Consider the following 16527-nt stretch of genomic DNA (forward strand, 5'->3'; position numbering starts at 1 on the left):
ATAGGAGAACAACATGCATTGGATTGACCCCGACAGCCTGCCCGAAGCGAGCGGAACGGTCGAGCGCTTCCTCCTCAACCCCCATGGTGAGGTCGACGGATTCGTGATGACGCGCGAGGCCACGGCTATTGTCGTGCACACGCCGCCGCATTTGGAAGAGGAGCTTACGCGCCACGTAAAACCTGGCGATTGCGTGAGCGTTCACGGCGTGAAGCCACGCGGCGCGGACCTGCTCGCGGCTGTCGCCGTCACCACGAAGGACGGCCGGCGCATCGTCGACGACGGACCTGATCACGCGCGCGAGCATCCGCATCATGCCCATCGCAAGATGGAGGTCGAAGGCACGGTGCGGCTAGCGCTGTTCGGCCCGAAGGGCGAGTTGCGCGGCGCGCTGCTCGCCGATGGCACGATCATGCGGATCGGGCCCAAGGAGGCCGAGGAGATCGCCGATCTGCTCGTCGCGGACAGCAAGCTGGCGGTGCGCGGCGACGGGATCGAGACGCGTTTCGGCCGGGTCATCCAGGCCAAGGAGGCAGGTCACGAAATGGCTGCCCTCAAGCCCTTGAAGCACGGCAAGCCAGGACCGAAGGACAAGCATGATCCCAAGCCGGAGCACGGTCCAAAGGACAAGCACAAGCCGAAGCACGAGCACGACGCGCACGCCTGAGACCGGCGGCCGAAGCGAGCAATCAAGGGACCGAGACCAGTCATGTCGCAGGATGCAATCATCAAGGCACGTGCCAAACATGCGCTCGATGCCGCCAATTTCTTCCTGGCCGACGTGCGCGACGGCCTCGGCCCCTATCTCGCGATCTATCTGCTCACCGAGCAGAAATGGGACCAAGCCTCGATCGGCGTGGTGATGTCGATCGCGACCTTCGCCGGCATGCTGGCCCAGACCCCGGCCGGCGCGCTGGTCGATGCGACCAGAGCCAAGCGGCAAGTGATGGTGCTGGCCGCCATCATCGTCACGCTGGCCTCGCTGCTGCTGCCGGTGATGTCCGGCTTCTGGCCGGTCGTGATCTCGCAAGGCATCGCGCATGCCGCCGGCGTGATCTTTCCACCGGCGCTCGCCGCAGTCTCGCTCGGGGTGGTCGGCCATCGCGCCTTCACGAGGAGGATCGGCCGCAACGAGACCTTCAACCATGCCGGCAACGCGGTCGCAGCCATGCTTGCGGGCGGCACCGCCTATGCGCTCGGCCCCTCCGCGGTGTTCTATCTGCTGGCGGCGATGTCGCTCGGCAGCATCGCGAGCGTGCTCGCGATCCCCGAACGCACGATCGACCATGGTCTCGCGCGTGGCCTGCATGAACATGGTCAGGGCCAGGACGGCAAAGGGGCCGAGCAACCCTCGGGGCTCGGTATCCTCCTCACCTGCCGGCCTCTCCTGATCTTCGCGCTTTGTGTCGCACTGTTCCACCTCGCCAACGCGGCGATGCTGCCGCTGGTTGGCCAGAAGCTCGCGCTGCAGGACAGGAATCTCGGCACCAGCCTGATGTCCGCCTGCATCGCCGCCGCGCAGATCGTGATGGCGCCGATGGCCATGCTGGTCGGCGCCAGGGCCGACCGTTGGGGCCACAAGCGCTTCTTCCTGGCGGCGCTCGCGATCCTGCCGCTGCGCGCCGTGCTCTACACCTTGTCGGATGTCAAAGGCTGGCTTGTCGCGGTGCAACTGCTCGACGGCATCGGCGCCGGCATTTTCGGCGCGATCATGCCTGTCATCGTCGCCGACCTCATGCGCAACACCGGCCGCTTCAATGTCGCCCAGGGTGCTGTCATCACGGCACAGAGCGTCGGCGCCGCGCTTTCGACGGCACTCGCCGGGATCGTGGTGGTCCACGCCGGCTACAGCGCCGCCTTCCTGGCGCTCGGCGCCGTCGCCGCGATCGGCTTTGCGGTGTGCTGGCTCCTGCTCCCGGACACCGGCGATCAACACGCGCGAAGCCGGCAGACAACGCCGCGCCCTTCCGCTATTCCCAGCAGCATGAACTTCCGCATCCAAGACCTCCCGTGACCCTGCCCCCGCACGATACCCTCCTCGCCTTCGGCATCATCATTCCAGCCACTGCCGGTGTCATCATCCGGCCGTTGCGATGGCCGGAGGCGATCTGGGCCATCACAGGCGCCATCGCGCTGGTCGCCCTCGGCCTATTGCCGGCCGGCGATGCGCTCACCGGCATTCGCAAGGGCGTCGACGTTTATCTGTTCCTCATCGGCATGATGCTGATTGCCGAGCTCGCTCGCCGCGAAGGCCTGTTCGACTATCTCGCGGCCTATGCGGTGGAGCATGCACATGGCTCACCGCAGCGGCTGTTCCTGCTGGTCTATGCCGTCGGCACGCTGGTCACGACGTTCCTGTCCAACGACGCCACCGCGATCGTGCTGACGCCGGCGGTCTATGCCGCGACTCGCGCCGCCGGCGCCTCGCCGCTGCCCTATCTCTTCATCTGCGCCTTCATCGCCAATGCCGCGAGCTTCGTGCTGCCGATCTCCAATCCCGCCAATCTCGTCGTATTCGGCGAGCGGATGCCGCAGCTCACCGACTGGCTACGGCAGTTCACCCTTCCCTCGCTCGCCGCCATCGTGCTGACCTATGCCGCGCTCCGACTGACGCAGCGCCATCGGCTGAACGAGGAGCGGCTGCGAACGGACGCGACGAGGCCGCATCTGAGCCGCGAAGGCCGTTTCGCCGCCTTCGGCATCGTCGCGATCGCGCTGGTGCTGCTGACAGCCTCGGCGCTCGATGTCCCGCTGGGATTGCCGACCTTCATTTGCGGCGTGGTCACGGCCGCCGCGATCCTCCTGATCGGCCGGCAGTCGCCCTGGCCGATCCTGAAAGACATCTCCTGGGGCGTGCTGCCGCTGGTCGCCGGCCTGTTCGTGATGGTCGAGGCGTTATCGCGCGTCGGCGCGATCGGCCAGCTCAGCGATTTGCTGGGCCAGGCGGTCGCACAATGGCCTGCGGGTGCGGCCTGGGTGGCGGGGCTTGCCACCGCTGTTCTGACCGACATCGCCAACAATCTGCCGGTCGGCCTCGTGGCGGGATCGGTGGCCGCAAGCGATCACTTGCCGCAGTCTGTCATTCGCGCGATCCTGATCGGTGTCGATCTCGGTCCCAACATATCGGTCACCGGATCGCTTGCGACCATCCTCTGGTTGACCGCGCTGCGGCGCGAGAAGATCGACGTGACCGCCTGGCAATTCCTGAAAATCGGACTCATCGTCACGCCGCCAGCACTGCTCGCAGCGCTGGCGGCGACGATGTGGTAACAGGATGCTTGGCCTTATGCGGCAGCCTGGTAATTGACCTCGCTCTCGGCGACCTTGCTCAGGAGCTCGTCGGTCTTCTTCTCCTCATTCAAGGTCTGGTCGAGCAGCTTGATCGCCTGCTTCAGATCCAGCTTGGCGGCCCAGGATTTCAGCGTGCCGTAGCGCGAGATCTCGTAATGCTCGACGGCCTGCGCGGCGGCCAGAAGCCCTGCGTCGAGCGCCGGCGTGCCCTTGTACTCGGACATGATCTCCTTGCCCTCGTCGAGGATGCCCTCGATCGCGTCGCACTTCTTGCCACGCGCCGGTTTGCCGATCAGCTCGAAGATCTGGTCCAGACGTTCGATCTGGCCCTCGGTCTCATCCTGATGCTTCTCGAATGCGCGCACGAGCTTCTCCGACTGCGCCGCCTTCGCCATCTTGGGCAGCGCCTTCAGGATCTGCTTCTCGGCGTAGTAAATGTCCTTGAGGGTATCGAGGAAGAGTTCATTGAGGTCTTTCTCAGCCATGGCCTTCTCCTTGTTGTTGTAAGCCGACAACAAGCAAGTATGAGGCTGGTTCCTAGTGTCCGCGGGCGTTTCGCTGAGGCCGATCGCCGCCATTTTGCAGCTGGAGCAATCGTCGCGGCCCTTGTAACAATCCTGTCATGCAGCAAAACTAAACCGACCTGGCCGGCTTCCCGGCCGATGCGCCCCCTTCCTTTAGGAGCTTTTTCATGCGCCGCTCGCTGCTCACGCTGTGCGCCGGACTGACCATGTGGTCGGCCGGACCGGCGTTCGCCGACAATGCGACCCCGCACAATCTCATCCTGTTCGTCCCCGATGGTCTGCGCGCCCTGAAGATCACGCCGGAGACCGCTCCGACCATGGCCGCGATTCGCGACAAGGGCGTCAATTTCAAGAATTCGCATTCGCTGTTTCCGACCTTCACCATGGCCAACGGCTCGGCGATGTCGACCGGCCACTACCTTGGCGACAGCGGCACCTTCTCCAACACGATCTGGACCGGCTATACCTCCGCGCCGGCCGGCGACACGGTGGTGCCCTTCCTGGAGAACGACGCCGTGCTCGGCGACGTCGACGAGCATTTCAACGGCGACTATCTCAACGAGGAGACCATCCTGAAGCTCGCCCGCAAGGCTGGCTATTCCACCGCCGCGATCGGCAAGCTCGGCCCGACCTACCTGTTCGACCACACCGCCCGTCCCTGCAAGCCCGGCGCCTCGTCATCGATCGTGATCGACGACGCCACCGGCGGCAAGGCTGGCGTGCCGCTCAGCGAGGAGATGAAGGACGCGCTGACCAAAGCCGGCCTGCCGCTGACCACGCCACCGCGCGGCGACAACGGCAAGGCCGGCGATGCCAAGACCCCCGGCACCACATCGGCGAACGTCGCGCAGCAGGCCTACATGGCCGAGGTCGCGGCGAAAGTGGTGCTGCCGATGTTCAAGGCCCGCAACAAGCCGTTCGTGCTGGTGTTCTGGTCGCGCGATCCCGACGGCAGCCAGCATAACCAGGGCGACAGCCTCAACACGGTCACGCCCGGCATCAACGGGCCGACCAGCATGGCCGCCATCAAGAACGCCGACGACAATCTGGCTGCACTGCGCAAGGCGCTCGACGAGCTCGGCCTCGCTGCGACGACCAACATCATCGTTTCGGCCGACCACGGCTTCTCGACGATCTCAAAGGAGAGCAAGACCAGCCCCTCGGCCAAGGTCTCCTACGATGACACGCCGAAGGACTTTCTCCCCATGGGCTTCCTGGCGCTCGATCTCGCCAAGGCGCTCGACCTGCCGCTGTTCGATCCCAACGACAAGAACGCGGCCGTGAAGGACGGCACCCATCCCAAGGCCGGCAATGGCCTGCTCGGCAAGGACCCGACCAAGCCGGATCTCGTCGTCGCCACCAATGGCGGCTCGGACCTGATCTATCTGCCGAACCAGGACAAGAAGCTCGCCGCGCGCACCGTCAAGGCGCTGCTCGCGCAGGACTACGTCTCCGGCCTGTTCGTCGATGATGCGCTCGGCGATATTCCGGGCACGCTGCCGCTGTCGCAGATCAATCTCAAGGGCAAGGCCGCAACGCCGACGCCATCGATCGTGGTGAACTTCCGCTCTTACGTCGAAGGATGCGACGTCCCGACCAACTGCTCGGTGGAGGTCGCCGATACCGTGCTGCGTCAGGGCCAGGGCATGCACGGCTCGTTCGGCCGCGGCGACACCATGAACTTCATGGCGGCCATCGGTCCGGACTTCAAGGCCGGCTATGCCGACGCCCTGCCCGTCAGCAACGCCGACGTCGGCGCCACCGCCGCCAAGCTGCTGGATCTCAAGACCAAGCCGAATGGCAAGCTGCTCGGCCGCGTCATGACCGAGGCGATGCCCAACGGCGAGACGCCGAAGGCTGTTTCCGAGACGATCCGCTCGGACGCGGCTGGCGGCCTGCGCACGGTGCTGAAGCTGCAGCGCGTGGGCGGCCAACGCTACTTCGATGCCGCCGGCTTCCCCGGCCGCACCGTTGGGCTCGATGACGACAGCGCCAAACAGAAAACGGCGGGGAAGTGATCCCCGCCGCTCAACCAAATAGGACGTCCGCCTCGCTAGGTGAGGACCGACCCTCCCCTGGAGGGAGGGTCGGCTCACATGAAGCGAAGCGGAATGTGAGACGGGGTGGGGTGAGCGGCACGAACCGAATGGTGGCACTTTCACCCCACCCCCCCCCTCCAGGGGAGGGTGAAGGACTCACATCCCGATATCGATCATGTAGGGCAGCTGCGCCAGCGGCAGCGCGGTCACGCCGACCAGTGTCGCCACCATCGTCACCAGCGCGCGATTGGACAGCCGCTTGCCGCGCATCTGGCTTGCCACCCACTCCAGGATATCGGTGTTGACGCCGCGCGCGTTGGCGGGCGCCCAGCTCTCGATGGCGGTTTCGGCTGCGAGCGCGACACTGCGCGGCGGCACCGGCAGACCCGAGGCGGACGCCGCGTGATGAGCGATCGCCTTGGCCAAGAGGTCGTCGAACCGGCCCTCGTCGCTGCGCTCGGTCGCGGCTTCGTTGATCGCGAACAGGGCTTCGGCCTCGGCACGGCTGACTGGCTGATCGTTGACGGCAGCGGCGGTCAGGATGCGCGCGCACCAGGCTGCATCATCCGCATCGAGCACGCGGGAGAAATGGACGCGCCCGCCCGTGGTCGGGCCCTCACCGGTGATCACACCATCGCGGACGATCGCGAGCATCGAGGCCGCGGTATCACAGCAGGTCGGTTCCAGGACGTCGACGGAATCGACGACCTTCAGTGCAAAGGCAGACATTGTTCAGTTCTCAGTTGCTGGGTTGACCCACCATGTCGGTCGGCACGTGAACGAGCGGTTAACACTTCAAAACCGTGATCGCTCGCTTTTGAGAGGGTTGCCGATATGTCGCAGCAGCCTCTGTCACGGTTCGCGGGCCTTGCCCGCGAGGGCGGCGTGGTGGGACGTGGACATGGCGAAATCTGGGCAGGCAGCAGTCTTACGGATATTTCGCGAGAGCCCGCCCGCTCAAAAGAACTTGTTGGAACATTTGAATTGCGGAGAACGCTATTCTCTTTTATGAGCCACCGTTCCCTTTTTTCAAGCTCGTTCCTATAGTGGCTGGAAAGAATTTATCCATAACTAAAAAGACATGAGGTGATCAGATGGCACTACCGATTGGCGCTGTGGCCCCGGATTTCGAGGCCGAAACCACCGAAGGCCGCATCAGGTTCCACGACTGGATCGGCGACAGCTGGGCCCTGCTGTTCTCGCATCCGAAGGATTTCACGCCGGTCTGCACCACCGAGCTCGGCGCGCTGGCGAAGCTGAAGCCGGAGTTCGACAAGCGCGGCGTCAAGCTGATGGGCCTCTCCGTCGATCCTGTGGACAAGCACCACGGCTGGTCGGAGGACATCCGGGAGACCCAGGGCGCTGCGCCGAACTATCCAATGATCGGCGACACCGATTACAACGTCTCCAAGCTCTACGACATGCTGCCCGCCGCGGTCTCCGGCGACCCGGCCAAGCGCACCGCGGCCGACAACCAGACCGTCCGCAATGTCTTCGTCATCGGACCGGACAAGAAGATCAAGCTGGTGCTGGTCTATCCGATGACCACAGGGCGCAACTTCCAGGAGATACTGCGCGCCATCGACTCGCTGCAGCTCACCGCCAAGCATCGCGTCGCGACGCCGGCCGACTGGAAGCAAGGCGAGGATGTGATCATCGCAGGTTCGGTGTCCGACGACGAGGCCAAGGGCATCTATCCGCAGGGCTGGAAGGCACCCAAGCCCTACATCCGGATCGTCCCGCAGCCGAAATAATCTCACGCAAGTGACGTTTCGAGTTTGGCTCGAAACGCGATCCCGGGGCGCGCCGCGCGACAACAAAATGGCTTCGCCATTTTGCGCAGAAGGCGCGAACCCGGGATCGCGAAGTTGTCGAGCGATTATCAAGCGATATCGCAGGGGGCGCCTCCGCCGCCTTAGATCGTCATTCCGGGGCGCTCGCCAGCGAGCGAACCTCAGATGCGCAATTGCGCATCGGGGAATCCAGAGGTTATGACGCAAGATTCCGGGTTCAGCCCTCCGCGCAAAACGGCGCCGTTGTTTTGTCGCGCGGGCTGCCCTGGAATGACTCCCAATTTAGTAGCGTCGGTTTGACCGCTGCGCCACCTCATTCATTCTTCATCACTGTCCATAAGCGGCGGCAAATGACGCTGGAAGTCCATCCGGTCGTGAAGGATACGGCCGATTTCGATGATCCCCTTTTATCGCTGCGGTACAGAAGAAGATGCCGTCCGCGTCGGCCGTGACGAGCAACATGAAGAGTGCGGCGTCCCGGCGAAATATCGTCCCGAATCTTTGACCCGGCGACATCAATGGCGCTCGCAAGCTCACCGATCGCCCGAACCAACGTATCCTGATAAACCCGCGCCTGTCGCGCGCCGAAGTTTTCGGCTGTCCACTTCAGGATGTTCGCGAAATCAAGCTCTGCGACAGCACCGAGACGAACGCGCCACTTCTGCTTGGCCATTGCCTGTTCATTTGGCCAAGCGTGAAATGATCTTTTCAGAAACGCCGTTCAGATAGTCCTGCAGTTGCTCGATGCTATCGAACTCTTTGAACGCGCCGCGATCCAGCGCGCCGAATCCGACCTGGGCAGCCTCCCGTAGCCCTTCGAGCTTTGTAGCTTCTTCAGCCGCATGCTGTTCTACAAGACGTAAGCCTTCGCCAAGAACCTCGGTCGCGTCTTGATAACGGCCGGAGTCGACCAGGGCTTGAATGACCTTTTCCTGATGGTCTGTCAGTACGACGTGTCGAGTCGCCATAGGTGCATCCATTACGTCAAGCGATCAGTGGAGCACACGTGATGCCATGGAGATCTCGCGCCCGCAAATGCGTTGGCTGCTCGACGCCTTGAGCCAGCCACGCGGCGTCAGCCGATCCGCGACCGGTGCTCCCGGGGCCGGCGCGATACGTCTCCGAGGCGACGCCCTACCTTTCGGTACTCTCCACACTTGTCTGGCGAAGATCACCCGCGCGGTTTCTTCCGAAGCTTCCTTCCGTTTGCGGCTTTTCCGCTCTTCCCGCGCGGCGCATTGAACGCCTGCTTGTGTTCGGCGGGGCCAGCCTTGTTCCGGTGTTTCTTGTTCCCGAACGCAGCCTCGCCGGTGAACTTCGGCTTGTTGTCGCGGTGCGGCTTGCCACGTTGCGTCGGTGCCGTCTCGTCACGCGACTTGCCGCGTGGACGTGCGCCAGGATCGTTACCGCCGGCATCGCTCCTGCTGGCATAGGGTCGTTTGTCAGAAGGCGCCCGCCCCGATGGTTCATTCGTCAGCGGCTCGATGCGGATGTTGTCTTCCTTGTCTGGGCGCCGGATATTGGCGGCAAAGACTTCCGCGACCCGCTCGGCGATTTCGAACTCGGTCGTGGTGTCGGAAATCTTGATGGCGCCTATGTCACGCTTGTCGATGCCACCACGACGGCAGATCATCGGCAGCAGCCAGCGCGCTTCCGCATTCTTCCGTCGCCCGATGGCAGCGCGGAACCAGACGCTGGCCTCGCTTATGCCGTGGCGCGACGACGATTTTCCGAGCTTCGATCGGAGAGCCGACGCGCGGTCATCGCCACGGGACGCCCGCTCCTTATCACGGCCGCGATCGTCGCGAGTCCGCTCGCGCCCCTCGCCTGGATCGAGAATGTCTTCGGGCGAAGGCAGCCGCGCGCGATAAAGTCGCGCCAGCGCCGCGGCAATGTCCTCCGGCGACCGCTCGGCAAGCAGCGCCTGCGCCAGGATCAGATCGTCCGGGGTCGCCTCCTCGGTGAAGACAGTATCTCGCAGCATCCGCTCGTGATCGAGCTTGCGGATCTCATCGGCCTGCGGCGCAGTGGCCCAGACCGCGTCAATGCCCGCTTGATCCAGCAACAATTCCGCGCGCCGTCGCCGTGCAGGCGGCACCAAAAGGACGCTGACGCCCTTGCGGCCTGCGCGACCGGTGCGGCCGGAGCGATGCTGGAGGACCTCCGCATCATTCGGCAGATCCGCATGGATGACGAGATCAAGATTGGCGAGGTCGATGCCGCGCGCCGCCACGTCGGTCGCCACGCAGATACGGGACCGTCCGTCGCGCAGCGCCTGCAGCGCCTGGGTTCGCTCGTTCTGCGTCAATTCGCCCGACAGGGCGACGACGGAAAACCCTCGCTCCAGGAGCGCCGCCTGCAGATGCCTGACCGCCTCTCGCGTATTGCAGAACACGATCGCGGTCGGCGACTCGTAGAAGCGCAGCACGTTGACGACCGCGTGCTCGACATCGCCAGGCGCAATCCGGATGGCGCGATACTCGATATCGGCGTGCCCACCTTCGTCGCCCGCGACCTCGATGCGAAACGCATGCTGCTGATATTGCTTGGCCAGCGCCACGATGCCGCGCGGGAATGTCGCCGAGAACAGCAGGGTGCGACGGGTCGCGGGCGTGGTCTGGAGGATGAACTCCATGTCCTCGCGAAAGCCGAGATTGAGCATTTCATCGGCCTCGTCGAGCACGACGACCTTCAGCTCCGAGATGTCGAGACGGCCGCGCCGCAGATGATCGCAGAGGCGGCCGGGCGTGCCGACGACGATATGCGCGCCCGCGGCAAGCTCGCGCTGTTCGCGGCGCGGATCCATGCCGCCGACGCAGGAGACGACGCGGCTATCAGCGTCTCCATAGAGCCACGCGAGTTCGCGGTGGACCTGCAGGGCAAGCTCGCGCGTCGGCGCGACGATCAGGGCCAGCGGTGCGGCGGCAGGCTCGAACCGCTCGGCCTCGCCGAGAATATCTCTTGCAATGGCCAGCCCGTAAGCAACCGTCTTGCCGGAGCCGGTCTGGGCCGAGACGAGAAGGTCGCGGCCAACGGCCTCGTCGGCCAGCACCGCTGTCTGAACCGGGGTTGGCTGGTCGTAGCCGCGCTCGGCCAAAGCTCGGACGAGCGGCGGATTTGTGATCGGAAATGACAAGGAATGGAAACCTTTGATGATGCGGGCTTAGCGGCCCGCACGCGCAGCGTGATTCGGTTCGCTTTACGCCACAGTGCGCCAAATCACCATGCCCCGGCCCGAAGCGGCCAATCCGCGACGAGCCCCGTGCTATGCTCGTTGAACCATGATGCGGAGGCGTGAGCATGTATGTCGCAGGATTCGTGATTCCCGTTCCGGAAGAGAAGATGGAGGCCTATCGCCAATGGGCCGAGAACGGGGCGGCGCTGTTCCGGGAATATGGCTGCATCGAGATCGTCGAGTCCTGGGAAGATGACGTGCCGACCGGCAAGACCACCGACTTCCGCCGCGCTGTCGACGCGAAGCATGGCGAGAAGATCGTCTTCTCATGGCAAATATGGCCCGACAAGGCGACCCTCGACGCCGCCGAGCGAAAAATGCGCAGCGACACCCGCTTTGAGATGCCGGGCGATATGCCCTTCGATCCCAAGCGCCTCATCCTTGGCTGTTTCGCACCGCTTTATACGATGGGACGCGAATGAGCCGCGACGGCGGAACCTGACGGGCCACCCGGCCGTTTCGGTGAGGCGACATCGCGTCACTTCACGCAAATGCCGGGGCCGGCATATAGGTTGCGATTCGACACGCGATTGCTGGAAGGCGCGGACAGGCACTCACTCAGGACATGACATGGACAATCGACTGACGGCGCTGCAATCCACCGGAGCGATGCGACCTCGAGGGCTTGCAGCGATCGTGACGCTGGCCGCGATGGCTGCGCTGACCACCGGCGCCGGCGCCAGACAGGAGCGCCCCGCGCACGCAGTCGAGGCCACGGCGCCGCGCCCGGCAGGCGAGCCGATCATGGCGATCGTGTCGATCAAGACCCAAAAGGTCACGTTCTACGACGCCGATGGCTGGATCTTCCGCGCGCCGGTCTCCACGGGCGTCACGGAGCGGGAGACGCCGGCCGGCGTTTTCGCCGTGATCGAGAAGGACAAGGACCACCATTCGACCCTTTACGACGATGCCTGGATGCCCAACATGCAGCGCCTCACCTGGAACGGCATCGCGCTGCATGGCGGACCGCTGCCCGGCTATCCGGCCTCGCATGGCTGCGTGCGCATGCCCTATGGCTTTGCAGAAAACCTGTTCAACAAGACGCGAATCGGGATGCGGGTGATCATTGCGCCCGACGATCCAGCCCCGGTCGAGTTTTCGCACCCGGCGCTGCTCGTGCCCAAACCGGACGCGATTGCGGCCGCCTCCGGGCGTGCCGAGGCGCTGGCCAGAACGGCTGCGGAGGCAGCGATGACGGCCGACGAGGCCAAGAGGGCTGCGGCCGACGCGGCGCGCGACACCACGGCGCTCACCGTATCGCTGCGCAAGCTGGAGAAGGCGAAGACCCGCGCCGATGCCGATCTCGCCTCTCTCGACAAGGCGCTCGCCGCCGCCAAGACCGACCAGGCCAGGGCGCGTCTGGAGGACCTGAAACAGAAGGCAGCCCTCAAGGCCGCGGATGCCAGCACGGCGCTCGACAGCGCCAAGGCCGATGCCAAGCCGAAGCTCGATGCTGCCGCTGCGGCAAAAGAGGCTGCCAAGGCGGCCGACGCCAAGAAGGCCGAAACCGCCAAGGCGGCGACAGACGCCAGGCTCGCGCTCGAGCCGGTGTCCGTCTATATCAGCCGCGCCACCCAGAGGCTCTATGTGCGGCGCGACACGCACAAGCCGGCACGCGATGGCGGCGGCGAGGTCTTCGACGCAAGCATCGAGGTCCCGGTCACGATCCGCGATCCGAACAGGCCGATCGGCACTCACATCTTTACCGCGATGGCGCAGAGCGGTGCCGGCCTGCGCTGGAGCGTGGTGACGATCGACAATGGCGACAATGCCAAGGACGCGCTCGACCGCATCACCATCCCGCAGGAGGTGCTGGACCGCATCGCGCCGACCGCCTTGCCGCGCTCCTCGATCATCATCTCGGACGAGCCGCTCTCCACCGAGACCAACTATCGCACCGAGTTCGTCGCGGTGCTGAGCAACCAGCCCCAGGGTGGTTTCGAGACGCGCCAGCCATCGGCCGATATCAACATCGTGAGCGGCGACGATTCGTACGACGGCGCATCCACCTCCTTCTATCAGCGCAGCTGGGATTCTCAGACCACCTATGCCCGCCGGCGCGGCGGCCAGTATTTTCGACCCGCGCAGCCGAACTGGTGGCCGTCCTGGTGAGGCACGACACGGCTGGCTGATATCCTGACGCGGGCAATGCCAAGTATCCTGAACGGAAGCTATCCGTTCAGCATTGATATGACCGTGCGCGCAAGATCGGCCGTCTGCTCCACCAACTGGTCTGCGCCGGCGGTTTCGAGTTCATCCCGGCTGCCGTAGCCCCAGAGCACGCCGAGCGCGCGCATATCAACCGCGTGGGCGCCGGCAATGTCGTGCCGGCGATCTCCCACCATCAGGCTGCGCGAAGCGTCGATCTCGCGTTCAGATACGATATGGGCAAGCAGTTCGGGCTTATGGTCCAGCGCCCCGCCGGGCACCGACCCATAGATGCCGTCGAAATAGGGTGCCAGTTCGAGGTGTTCGAGGATACGCCGCGCAAACACGTCGCGCTTCGATGTGGCCAGATAGAGTAGCAGTCCCGCACGCCGCATCTCGGCAAGCGCATCGCCGATGCCAGGGTAAGGCTCGCTTCCGAACAGGCCGCTTTCGCCGTAGTGCCGGCGATACGCCGCCGCGGCTTCCTCCACCCGGTCGTCTCCATACGCGTGCAGCAAGGCCCGCAACATGTCTTCGAGAGGCGGCCCGATGAAGCGTTTGATATCGAGCGCTTCGTCAGGACCATGTCCGAGCGCGCGCAGTGCTGCCAAGCTGCTCGCGACGATGCCGGGCTGGGAGTCGATCAACGTTCCGTCGAGGTCGAGCAATACAGAGCGGATGGAGGACATGTTCGAACCCTAGCGGTCCAAGCTGAGCCGTCGATGCGGCGCAGGAAAGCTCCGCGTCAATGTCTCAGCGGGTGAAAAAATCCGCCTGATGATGTCGGTCTCCCCGAACCCCATTCGTCGTTCCGATGCCCGCCCGATGCGGCCGGCCGGAACCAAGGAGACAGACGATGCGTGTGATGGTGCTCGTGAAGGCGACCGACCATAGTGAAAGGGGGGAATTCCCGGAGCCCTGGACGACCGAGATGATGACGGCGATGGGCCGCTTCAATGACGAGCTGCGGCAGGCGGGCATCCTGCTCATGGCCGGCGGCCTCAAGCCCTCCTCCCAAGGCAAGCGGATCGCATTCGACGGCACCGACCGTGCGGTCATCAATGGGCCTTTCACGGCGACCCGCGAGCTGGTCGCGGGCTTCTGGCTCTGGGACGTCAAGGACATGGACGAGGCTGTCGCCTGGGTCAAGCGCTGTCCCAATCCGATGCCGGGACCGAGCGAGATCGAAATCCGCCCGCTCTACGCGACGGCCGATTTCCAACGACAGTGAGCGTGCCGCCAAGGACGGCGCCGGCGCCGATCGCAGCGCCGATCGCCCCACCGGCTACGTCTTGGAAAGACGCTTGATGGTCTTGGCCGCATGCTTGGGACCGCGCCAGCCCAGGAAATGCAGCTCCTTGCTTTCGAGGGCATCGGTGGCAACAAAGAACTTTTCGAGTTCGTCGCGGGCGCGCGACGGGAGATCGCGGATGTCCTTGAGATCGGCCTCCAGCGGAGAGCGATCGGGCACCGCGAAGACACGATCGTTCCGCTCCGTCTTGCCGTTGCTCTTCTGCTCGACCTCGAGAATCCCGATCGGCCTGCATGTCAGCACCACTCCGGGATAGGTCTGGGCGTCGTGAATGACCAGGACATCAAGCGGGTCGCCATCCTCGGCCTTGGTCGAGGGAATGAAGCCCCAATCATACGGATAGCTCAATCCGGCCATCAAAGGCTTGGCGAGGGTAAAGGCGCCGAGCTCCGGGTCGAAATCCAGCTTGCAGGTGCTTCCGCGCGGCGTCTCGACGACGGTAAGGACGTGTTCATCGTCGGTCCAGGTCGGGAGTTTCAGAAGGTTCGTCATCTCGCGTGTCCGTGCTGCGAAACCGTAGGCGACGTGATGCCCGGCCGTTCGCCGGGCCGGCAGTTGCTTAGGTCCGCCCGCGCGACCATCGTCACTGTCTGAGAGGAAACCGGCGGAAGCGGAAAAACGTTCCGATCGCACGCTGCTGGCCAAGACAGGAATGAGTCGCGCCCCCGGCGTCCGCCTGATTTCCGGGAAAAACCGGAAACTTCCACCGCATGGACGCGTTCTCGTCCGGCATGTGTTGCGATCTGGGAGCTGAGGAATGGTCGATGACGGACCGCTACGGATAGCGGTGGAGTCCGCCTGGTCCGTCTATCGGACGAGGCACCGCGACGTCGATGCCGCGGACGCGCGCCGCTGTCTCCTGGAGCGCCATCTGCAAAGGCGATGGGAAGCGCGCGATGGCGATGCCGAAGAGCTCACGGGCTTCGGGATCGGCTATCTCGAGCAGCTCTCCAGCGACGAATGGTGAGAGTCATGAGCGGGCTCGTCAGCCGGGAAGCTTCCGATAGCGCGGGGCTGGATCGGATGCCGCTCGCGATTTCGAATCTGTCCTTGACGACGATCGCGCCGGCTCTGCGCGCTCCGGCCTGATCGGTGCGTCCGATGCGCATCGCTCAGCTCGCCCCATTGGCCGAGAGCGTACCTCCGAAGCTCTACGGCGGCACCGAGCGCGTGGTGGCCTGGCTGGTGGACGAGCTGGTCGAACGTGGTCACGACGTCACTCTGTTTGCAAGCGGCGATTCTCGGACCAAGGCCAGGCTGCATCCGGTCTGGCCCCGCGCGCTGCGCCTGGGCCGAAAGGGTGCGGATCCCAACGCCGCCTGCGCGATGCTGCTGGAGGCGATCGCAAGACGCGCGAAAGACTTCGATGTCATCCACGCGCATATCGACTGGCTGCACCTGCCGTTGCTTAGTCGCCTCGATGTGCCGTTCCTGACCACGATGCACGGACGGCTGGATCTGCCTGGATTGCCCGACGTGCTGCGGCAGTTTCCCACCGCCCCATTCGTCTCGATCTCGGATCATCAGCGCCTGCCGCTGGCGGAGGCCAACTGGATCGACACGATCCAGCATGGGCTGCCGATGGATCTGTTTCGCCCAAGCGACAAGCCGGGATCCTATCTCGCGTTTCTCGGACGTCTGACCGCCGAGAAGGGGCCGGAGGATGCCATCCGCATCGCGCACGCAGCCCGCATGCCCCTTCGCATCGCCGCCAAGATCCCGCGCGCCGAAACCGCCTATTTCAAGAAGCGGCTGGAGCCTCACATCGATGGCGAGACCATCCGGCTCGTCGGCGAGGTTGACGACGCCAAGAAGCAGCCTTTTCTGGCCGAAGCCGCCGCCCTGCTGTTTCCGATCGATTGGCCGGAGCCCTTCGGCCTGGTCATGATCGAGGCGATCGCCTGCGGGACTCCTGTCATTGCCTATCGGTCCGGCTCCGTTCCCGAAGTCATCGAGGACGGCCTGACCGGTTTCGTCGTCGCGAGCGAGGATGAGGCCGTGAGGGCGATCGGCGAGTTGGGCCGGCTGGATCGAAGAAAGGTGCGGGCCCGCTTCGAAGAGCGCTTCTCGGTGGGCCGCATGGCGGGGCAGTACGAAGACCGCTACCGCGAGCTCGCCGCAACCAAGGCTTCGGCAGGCCAAGCGCCCCGGTTCGAACCACGGCCGTCAGGCACGTAAAGGAACG

General features: G+C 64.5%; 17 protein-coding genes. 10 read left to right on the forward strand and 7 right to left on the reverse strand.

Annotated features, from left to right (window positions below):
- Positions 1-13: 13 nt before the first annotated feature.
- From P6U24_RS23870 to P6U24_RS23880, 3 genes are read left to right on the forward strand one after another with little or no spacing between them, the layout of a single operon-like run.
- Positions 14-667 (forward strand): hypothetical protein, encoded by a 654-nt coding sequence (locus P6U24_RS23870; protein ID WP_407154932.1) that lies wholly within the window; start codon positions 14-16, stop codon positions 665-667.
- 42 nt (positions 668-709) lie between these two features.
- Positions 710-2014 (forward strand): MFS transporter, encoded by a 1305-nt coding sequence (locus tag P6U24_RS23875; protein WP_407154933.1) that lies wholly within the window; start codon positions 710-712, stop codon positions 2012-2014.
- Positions 2015-2016: 2 nt separating this feature from the next.
- On the forward strand, positions 2017-3270 hold the full coding sequence (locus P6U24_RS23880; RefSeq protein WP_407160565.1) for an arsenic transporter: 1254 nt from the start codon (positions 2017-2019) through the stop codon (positions 3268-3270).
- Positions 3271-3284: 14 nt separating this feature from the next.
- Here the strand turns inward: P6U24_RS23880 and P6U24_RS23885 are convergent, their stop codons facing one another.
- On the reverse strand, positions 3285-3776 hold the full coding sequence (locus P6U24_RS23885) for a ferritin-like domain-containing protein (protein ID WP_407154934.1): 492 nt from the start codon (positions 3774-3776) through the stop codon (positions 3285-3287).
- A 206-nt stretch (positions 3777-3982) separates the two neighbouring features.
- On the opposite strand from P6U24_RS23885, the gene P6U24_RS23890 reads away from it, so the two are divergent.
- A complete protein-coding gene (locus P6U24_RS23890) occupies positions 3983-5833 on the forward strand; it encodes an alkaline phosphatase family protein (protein ID WP_407154935.1) in 1851 nt (616 codons plus the stop codon).
- 177 nt (positions 5834-6010) lie between these two features.
- Here P6U24_RS23890 and P6U24_RS23895 read toward each other — a convergent pair whose 3' ends face one another.
- Positions 6011-6583 carry a hypothetical protein gene (locus P6U24_RS23895; RefSeq protein WP_407154936.1) on the reverse strand — a complete coding sequence of 191 codons (573 nt, stop codon included), beginning with the start codon at positions 6581-6583 and terminating at the stop codon, positions 6011-6013.
- A 365-nt stretch (positions 6584-6948) separates the two neighbouring features.
- On the opposite strand from P6U24_RS23895, the gene P6U24_RS23900 reads away from it, so the two are divergent.
- Complete coding sequence (locus tag P6U24_RS23900) at positions 6949-7608, forward strand: peroxiredoxin (RefSeq protein WP_407154937.1); 660 nt, start codon at positions 6949-6951, stop codon at positions 7606-7608.
- 352 nt (positions 7609-7960) lie between these two features.
- Here the strand turns inward: P6U24_RS23900 and P6U24_RS23905 are convergent, their stop codons facing one another.
- The 3 genes from P6U24_RS23905 to P6U24_RS23915 all read right to left on the reverse strand — a co-directional run bounded on the left by P6U24_RS23905 (position 7961) and on the right by P6U24_RS23915 (position 10783).
- Positions 7961-8320, reverse strand: coding sequence for a type II toxin-antitoxin system RelE/ParE family toxin (locus P6U24_RS23905; protein WP_407154938.1), 360 nt, complete (start codon positions 8318-8320; stop codon positions 7961-7963).
- 7 nt (positions 8321-8327) lie between these two features.
- Positions 8328-8615, reverse strand: coding sequence for a type II toxin-antitoxin system ParD family antitoxin (locus P6U24_RS23910; protein ID WP_407154939.1), 288 nt, complete (start codon positions 8613-8615; stop codon positions 8328-8330).
- A 203-nt stretch (positions 8616-8818) separates the two neighbouring features.
- Positions 8819-10783 (reverse strand): DEAD/DEAH box helicase, encoded by a 1965-nt coding sequence (locus P6U24_RS23915; protein WP_407154940.1) that lies wholly within the window; start codon positions 10781-10783, stop codon positions 8819-8821.
- A 206-nt stretch (positions 10784-10989) separates the two neighbouring features.
- Here P6U24_RS23915 and P6U24_RS23920 point away from each other — a divergent pair, with 206 nt between their 5' ends.
- Both P6U24_RS23920 and P6U24_RS23925 read left to right on the forward strand, forming a co-directional pair.
- On the forward strand, positions 10990-11304 hold the full coding sequence (locus P6U24_RS23920) for a DUF1428 domain-containing protein (RefSeq protein ID WP_407154941.1): 315 nt from the start codon (positions 10990-10992) through the stop codon (positions 11302-11304).
- 148 nt (positions 11305-11452) lie between these two features.
- Positions 11453-12994, forward strand: coding sequence for a L,D-transpeptidase (locus P6U24_RS23925; protein WP_407154942.1), 1542 nt, complete (start codon positions 11453-11455; stop codon positions 12992-12994).
- Positions 12995-13053: 59 nt separating this feature from the next.
- Here P6U24_RS23925 and P6U24_RS23930 read toward each other — a convergent pair whose 3' ends face one another.
- Entirely contained in the window at positions 13054-13719 is a 666-nt protein-coding gene (locus P6U24_RS23930) for an HAD hydrolase-like protein (RefSeq protein WP_407154943.1), read from the reverse strand.
- Positions 13720-13886: 167 nt separating this feature from the next.
- Between P6U24_RS23930 and P6U24_RS23935 the strand changes: the two genes are divergently transcribed.
- Positions 13887-14261 (forward strand): YciI family protein, encoded by a 375-nt coding sequence (locus tag P6U24_RS23935; protein WP_407154944.1) that lies wholly within the window; start codon positions 13887-13889, stop codon positions 14259-14261.
- Between the two features lie 54 nt (positions 14262-14315).
- Here P6U24_RS23935 and P6U24_RS23940 read toward each other — a convergent pair whose 3' ends face one another.
- Positions 14316-14834, reverse strand: a complete 519-nt coding sequence (locus tag P6U24_RS23940) for an inorganic diphosphatase (protein ID WP_407154945.1) — start codon at positions 14832-14834, stop codon at positions 14316-14318.
- Between the two features lie 265 nt (positions 14835-15099).
- On the opposite strand from P6U24_RS23940, the gene P6U24_RS23945 reads away from it, so the two are divergent.
- Both P6U24_RS23945 and P6U24_RS23950 read left to right on the forward strand, forming a co-directional pair.
- Positions 15100-15309, forward strand: coding sequence for a hypothetical protein (locus tag P6U24_RS23945; protein WP_407154946.1), 210 nt, complete (start codon positions 15100-15102; stop codon positions 15307-15309).
- A gap of 134 nt (positions 15310-15443) precedes the next feature.
- Positions 15444-16520, forward strand: a complete 1077-nt coding sequence (locus P6U24_RS23950; RefSeq protein WP_407154947.1) for a glycosyltransferase family 4 protein — start codon at positions 15444-15446, stop codon at positions 16518-16520.
- Positions 16521-16527 lie beyond the last annotated feature (7 nt).

This window comes from Bradyrhizobium sp. STM 3557 (genome assembly GCF_045571465.1).
In the GTDB taxonomy this organism is placed as follows: domain Bacteria; phylum Pseudomonadota; class Alphaproteobacteria; order Rhizobiales; family Xanthobacteraceae; genus Bradyrhizobium.

Bases quoted from the DNA above. Each gene is read 5' to 3' on its own strand.
- P6U24_RS23905 (WP_407154938.1), bottom strand. From the start codon at position 8,320: ATGGCCAAGCAGAAGTGGCGCGTTCGTCTCGGTGCTGTCGCAGAGCTT.
- P6U24_RS23930 (WP_407154943.1), bottom strand. From the start codon at position 13,719: ATGTCCTCCATCCGCTCTGTATTGCTCGACCTCGACGGAACGTTGATC.
- P6U24_RS23920 (WP_407154941.1), top strand. From the start codon at position 10,990: ATGGAGGCCTATCGCCAATGGGCCGAGAACGGGGCGGCGCTGTTCCGG.
- P6U24_RS23890 (WP_407154935.1), top strand. From the start codon at position 3,983: ATGCGCCGCTCGCTGCTCACGCTGTGCGCCGGACTGACCATGTGGTCG.
- P6U24_RS23895 (WP_407154936.1), bottom strand. From the start codon at position 6,583: ATGTCTGCCTTTGCACTGAAGGTCGTCGATTCCGTCGACGTCCTGGAA.
- P6U24_RS23885 (WP_407154934.1), bottom strand. From the start codon at position 3,776: ATGGCTGAGAAAGACCTCAATGAACTCTTCCTCGATACCCTCAAGGAC.
- P6U24_RS23875 (WP_407154933.1), top strand. From the start codon at position 710: ATGTCGCAGGATGCAATCATCAAGGCACGTGCCAAACATGCGCTCGAT.
- P6U24_RS23950 (WP_407154947.1), top strand. From the start codon at position 15,444: ATGCGCATCGCTCAGCTCGCCCCATTGGCCGAGAGCGTACCTCCGAAG.
- P6U24_RS23940 (WP_407154945.1), bottom strand. From the start codon at position 14,834: ATGACGAACCTTCTGAAACTCCCGACCTGGACCGACGATGAACACGTC.
- P6U24_RS23925 (WP_407154942.1), top strand. From the start codon at position 11,453: ATGGACAATCGACTGACGGCGCTGCAATCCACCGGAGCGATGCGACCT.
- P6U24_RS23870 (WP_407154932.1), top strand. From the start codon at position 14: ATGCATTGGATTGACCCCGACAGCCTGCCCGAAGCGAGCGGAACGGTC.
- P6U24_RS23910 (WP_407154939.1), bottom strand. From the start codon at position 8,615: ATGGCGACTCGACACGTCGTACTGACAGACCATCAGGAAAAGGTCATT.
- P6U24_RS23935 (WP_407154944.1), top strand. From the start codon at position 13,887: ATGCGTGTGATGGTGCTCGTGAAGGCGACCGACCATAGTGAAAGGGGG.
- P6U24_RS23945 (WP_407154946.1), top strand. From the start codon at position 15,100: ATGGTCGATGACGGACCGCTACGGATAGCGGTGGAGTCCGCCTGGTCC.
- P6U24_RS23900 (WP_407154937.1), top strand. From the start codon at position 6,949: ATGGCACTACCGATTGGCGCTGTGGCCCCGGATTTCGAGGCCGAAACC.